The sequence below is a fragment of the Sporomusa aerivorans genome (assembly GCF_041428895.1).
Classification (GTDB): domain Bacteria; phylum Bacillota; class Negativicutes; order Sporomusales; family Sporomusaceae; genus Sporomusa; species Sporomusa aerivorans.
In genome coordinates this window covers 2855001-2860000 of sequence record NZ_CP156926.1, presented here as the reverse complement: position 1 = coordinate 2860000, position 5000 = coordinate 2855001, and the positions used below count along the sequence as shown (strand labels likewise).

Sequence of the window (5000 nt, the reverse complement as noted above, 5' to 3'; positions counted from 1 at the left end):
CGATCCGAACTGAGAGCTTGTTTATGCGTTTCGCTTACCTTCGCAGGCTTGCTTCGCTTTGTTTAAGCCCATTGTAGTACGTGTGTAGCCCAGGACATAAGGGGCATGATGACTTGACGTCATCCCCGCCTTCCTCCGCATTGTCTGCGGCAGTCTCCCTTGAGTTCCCACCATAACGTGCTGGCAACAAAGGATAAGGGTTGCGCTCGTTGCGGGACTTAACCCAACATCTCACGACACGAGCTGACGACAGCCATGCACCACCTGTTTTCGTGTCCCCGAAGGGAGGGATCTATCTCTAGACCTTTCACTCAATGTCAAGCCCTGGTAAGGTTCTTCGCGTTGCGTCGAATTAAACCACATACTCCACCGCTTGTGCGGGCCCCCGTCAATTCCTTTGAGTTTCAACCTTGCGGCCGTACTCCCCAGGCGGGGTACTTATTGCGTTAACTCCGGCACAGGAGGGGTCGATACCTCCTACACCTAGTACCCATCGTTTACGGCCAGGACTACCGGGGTATCTAATCCCGTTCGCTCCCCTGGCTTTCGCGCCTCAGTGTCAGACACAGTCCAGAAAGTCGCCTTCGCCACTGGTGTTCCTCCCAATATCTACGCATTTCACCGCTACACTGGGAATTCCACTTTCCTCTCCTGCACTCAAGATCCCCAGTTTCCTGCGCCCATACGGAGTTGAGCTCCGCACTTAGACACAAGACTTAAAGATCCACCTACACGCCCTTTACGCCCAATAATTCCGGACAACGCTTGCCACCTACGTATTACCGCGGCTGCTGGCACGTAGTTAGCCGTGGCTTCCTCCTTTGGTACCGTCATTACCTTGCATTATTTACACAAGATACGTTCGTCCCAAACGACAGAGCTTTACGATCCGAAAACCTTCTTCACTCACGCGGCGTTGCTCCGTCAGACTTTCGTCCATTGCGGAAGATTCCCCACTGCTGCCTCCCGTAGGAGTCTGGGCCGTGTCTCAGTCCCAGTGTGGCCGTTCATCCTCTCAGACCGGCTACTGATCGTCGCCTTGGTGAGCCATTACCTCACCAACTAGCTAATCAGACGCAGACCCATCTCTAAACGGTAGCTTATATATAGAGGCCACCTTTCTTAACTCAGTCATGCAACCAAGTCACCACATTCGGTATTAGCACCACTTTCGCGGTGTTGTCCCCAGTTTAGAGGCAGGTTGTCTACGCGTTACTCACCCGTTCGCCACTATCTGCTGTCCAACACCGAAAACTCAGGTGTTGTGACGGCCCTGGATGGGCCTAATGTCGAGCTTGCCATGGACGGCAATAAAGCTCGACTTCCTTGCGTGAAGCGCTCTCTATCGTTCGCGCTTGACACTGTCGGAGTTCACATCACCAAAACTCTCGGTGTTGAACAGCAGACCGTTCGACTTGCATGTGTTAGGCACGCCGCCAGCGTTCGTCCTGAGCCAGGATCAAACTCTCCAATAAAGTTTATTTATTGAAGCCATTTGTTGGCTCATAATATCTTTGGAGCGGAAAACGAGATTCGAACTCGCGACCCTCGCCTTGGCAAGGCGATGCTCTACCGCTGAGCTACTTCCGCACCGTTAATTTATTGACGTGGTTTATAAAAAACCACCGCACATCTGGCTTTCCGTACATTGTATCGAGACTACATATCACGTCGGCCACTAAGGCCATATATAATAGGAAGTTCGCACGATAGTACGTTGATGCATTACTCACATTGTTTAGTTTTCAAGGAACCGCATCACTCATTTTGTGACGGAATAATATCTTAACACGAACCCTTTGTTATGTCAACACAATTATTCGTACCAATTATTTCCGCCGCTCACAGCGACTTTTATAGATTATCACATTGTTTCCTTTATGTCAACTGTGTCTGATTGATTATTTTTTATAGCCCAAAATGTCGTCTCTTTGTATGTCCAAACCTGCACCTAGCAGGTGGGCATCCTTAGATATGTTTTTGTCCTCCACTCTTTGATGGCTCGACAGCTGCATATCATCAGATTCCCTATTATTTAAAGTAGGTTGGACATATCTAAAGATAACATCCATTCCAGGCTATGTATTGGAAAAGGTCGCTACTAGCGTAGCTTTGAATAGTCTCCTGTTGCGTCTGGCGCACATTGTGGCGTAGTCGTCTAGCTCAAGATATGATAAGCAAGCTACTTTTTATACGTCGTACCCAGATTAGAATTAGGGGATCAAGGTCTTGCGGACCTTAGCCTTGCCACTTGGCTATATCGCCGTCATTTCAGAGTTATTACTATATCAGATTGCTTTTCTTATGTCAACTGTTCTTCTCAAAAAAAATCGCTCAAAGCGACGGGATTTGAACTTGCTAATGTTTTGTTGTAATAATACTTTAAGTGTAAATCAAAGCTAACGAAATTTACTTATACATTAAAACTTCTTTAGCTTGCAGCTTATTGGGAATCTTTCTGTTTTGGGATCACAATAGAATCTTTCATTAGCTGACTTCCATCTAAAGGCACGTTTCGGAATATTTCGTCGGTGGAATTATCATCCCGAACTCTGCTGGTACTTAAGACCTTACGGTAGTGGATAAAGGAACCTTTAGTTCCACATTCCGGACAGTATGTATTATCGCTACGGTGCCGGTTCGCTTTCCAAGAAAATAGATTGAAGTGTAGTCCACAGCTTTGGCAAATAAATCCGTTTACGAATACCCCCTCGCGTTCTTTCTCCTCAACTCCTACGAGTCTGGCTTCTGAAACAGGCACTGGCTGATTGCCTTGAGTAAGGGAGTTAGCTTCATTGGTCATAAATTAACCTCCTCAAAAATAAGTCAATAAATTTGAAGCAGTTATATATTAATAATTAGTAATCTTTCAGTAATTTCCTCCCGTTATCGAAAAAATATGTAAGAAGAAAACTGCCAAATAGCTCAATAACCAGTCGGTTTAACTATCGAACGACCATATGCTCGCAGAATCATTTGAAAAGGTGTCTGCAAAGAAGCAATTGACAATTAAATGTTAATATATTAACATTTAATTGTTAGCATATTAACATTTTTAAGGCTAATCTTCCAAATGAAAAAAACGTTTTATAGTATCCGTACAATGGTGGAAGCGTATATGAATGAGAGGAGTGATAATTATGATATGCAACAAATGTAAGCATGAAATTCCCGAGGGAGAACAATGTTTGCATCGCGGACAGATGCTGTGCGAAGATTGCTACCTTCAAATGCTGGAGCCTCCCCGTACCTGTGACGTTGCTGCCGTGCATAGCGCAAAATTAGCCCGTAAACTGGCTGGACAGGAAGGGACCGATGGGTTGACCGAACTGCAAAAAAGTATCTACAATCACATTAAGACAGAAGGTCCGGTTACGGCTGAGCAGATCATGAATAAACTCGGTTTAACCAAGTTGGAATGGGAAAGAAATTTCGCGACATTGAGACATTGCGAACTTGCCCATGGCTTTCGGGAAAATGGCAAGGTACTGATTAAAGTTTGGGGCGAAGATACTCTAGGTAAAATGAATATTGCTGATTGATAATGAATCCGGTCAAAGGAAGCTGGGATATACCGTTTTCATTAAGCGCTAGCTGTAACGCAACAAAAGCAGGGACAAATATGTCCCTGCTTTTGTTGCGAATACTCACTGATCCAACCCTTTTTTGAGCTTATCCAGCAAAGAAATCAGCAGCTTTTTTTCATCAGTATCAAGTACCGACATAAGTTTATGTACATACTGATTGTGAATGGGAACGAAAGCTTTCATAAGTATGTTGGCCCGATCCGTAAGATACAGTTGAAAAGCCCTTTTATCGGCAGGGTCGGCCTTCCGAGCCACTAGATCTTCTTTTTCTAATCGATCAATCAGTCTGGTAATATTGGCACGGGAAACGAACAGCTTTTTACCTAATTCTGATTGCGTCAACCCTTGACCGCCTGTCATATATAATTGAATTAAAGCATTAAACTTAGCCCTGGACAAGCCATACCTTGAAAAATGCATCTCCAAAACATCATCCAAAGAATCCTGGAATACTGTCAGCTCAATCAACGTACGTATGGAAAAATAGTTGTCCGGCATATCATTGTGCGTGATCTCTGTCAGCCCCCCAAGCTTAATTGTTAATATACTAGCAATATTGTAAAAGCATTACCAGTTTAAGTCAATAGCTCCTCAGCAACAGAAATGCTTTGAAAACCAGTTCGTTTTTTATATTTATACCTTGTCAGCTTTTTTTATAATTACCGTAGCTTGTTCCTTGCCTTCTTCTGCTCCATGAGTATAGCCCACAACATTAAAATGCTCTGCAAGCTTTTGGGCTAACGCTTCGTAGTTGGCAGCTTTTGCTCGCATGCAAGAAGACAAATGCACTGTGTCGACGCCATTTTTTATCATCATTTCTATTTTATGATCGATATCACCGCCGGCGTGAGAAAACGTTATCAATTCAGTTTTATCTTCATAACCTTTAAATGCATCTTTTCTTTGAAAAAATGCGTTGAGGCATCCTTTACCGGTACAACGCTGCATCGTTTCTTCCCTGACTAATATTGCAATCTTCATACTTATACCTTCTTTGCTCATTTTTTCATTATATACGTGGGTTCTGAATGCATTCAGATATCATTTTGTAATCTGGTATGCACCTTGGCTAGAGTTGAAACAGGACTCAGCAACTTCCCAGATACTCGCAGTATTTGCAGTATCCCTTATTCTTAGTGCAATGCGCTTTTACTGTTCCGCCTGTTACATCCTGATATTGCCGATACAAACTAATAACCTCATCACTGCTTAACAGATCGACCTTAACTCTTAGCCTGTTCTTAAAATGTATAAATCCATATGGGGCAACGTTCTTTGCTTGTGTTTTTTCCACTAGCAGCCTATAGACAGATAGTTGAATAATATCAGACTCATAAACCTTGCCATCGTACCTGCTTTTATAGTCGCCGACGATAAGCGTTTCCTGCCTGTCAATCCACACGACGTCCGGTG

Annotated in this window: 5 protein-coding genes, 1 tRNA gene, 1 rRNA gene and 1 other RNA gene (2 of these 8 cut by a window edge); 1 reads left to right on the top strand and 7 read right to left on the bottom strand. The window is 43.9% G+C overall.

What is annotated here, in order from left to right; translation table 11 throughout:
* The 4 genes from SATMO3_RS13380 to SATMO3_RS13365 all read right to left on the bottom strand — a co-directional run.
* Positions 1-1475 (bottom strand): 16S ribosomal RNA (locus SATMO3_RS13380); it reaches 233 nt to the left of the window's first position.
* 40 nt (positions 1476-1515) lie between these two features.
* Positions 1516-1590, bottom strand: a tRNA-Gly gene (locus SATMO3_RS13375).
* 318 nt (positions 1591-1908) lie between these two features.
* Positions 1909-2083, bottom strand: a non-coding RNA gene (ssrS, locus tag SATMO3_RS13370) — 6S RNA.
* A 360-nt stretch (positions 2084-2443) separates the two neighbouring features.
* On the bottom strand, positions 2444-2803 hold the full coding sequence (locus SATMO3_RS13365) for a hypothetical protein (protein WP_371381276.1): 360 nt from the start codon (positions 2801-2803) through the stop codon (positions 2444-2446).
* A gap of 337 nt (positions 2804-3140) precedes the next feature.
* Here SATMO3_RS13365 and SATMO3_RS13360 point away from each other — a divergent pair, with 337 nt between their 5' ends.
* Complete coding sequence (locus tag SATMO3_RS13360; RefSeq protein WP_371381275.1) at positions 3141-3542, top strand: hypothetical protein; 402 nt, start codon at positions 3141-3143, stop codon at positions 3540-3542.
* A gap of 105 nt (positions 3543-3647) precedes the next feature.
* Here the strand turns inward: SATMO3_RS13360 and SATMO3_RS13355 are convergent, their stop codons facing one another.
* The 3 genes from SATMO3_RS13355 to SATMO3_RS13345 form a co-directional block, all read right to left on the bottom strand.
* Positions 3648-4085 (bottom strand): MarR family winged helix-turn-helix transcriptional regulator, encoded by a 438-nt coding sequence (locus SATMO3_RS13355; protein ID WP_371381274.1) that lies wholly within the window; start codon positions 4083-4085, stop codon positions 3648-3650.
* Positions 4086-4220: 135 nt separating this feature from the next.
* Entirely contained in the window at positions 4221-4568 is a 348-nt protein-coding gene (locus SATMO3_RS13350) for a CGGC domain-containing protein (RefSeq protein WP_371381273.1), read from the bottom strand.
* Positions 4569-4674: 106 nt separating this feature from the next.
* On the bottom strand, positions 4675-5000 hold the 3' portion of the coding sequence (locus tag SATMO3_RS13345) for a PD-(D/E)XK nuclease family protein (RefSeq protein WP_371381272.1). 133 nt of this gene lie beyond the right edge of the window; only the last 326 of its 459 coding nucleotides appear in the window; the start codon falls outside the window, past its right edge; the stop codon is at positions 4675-4677.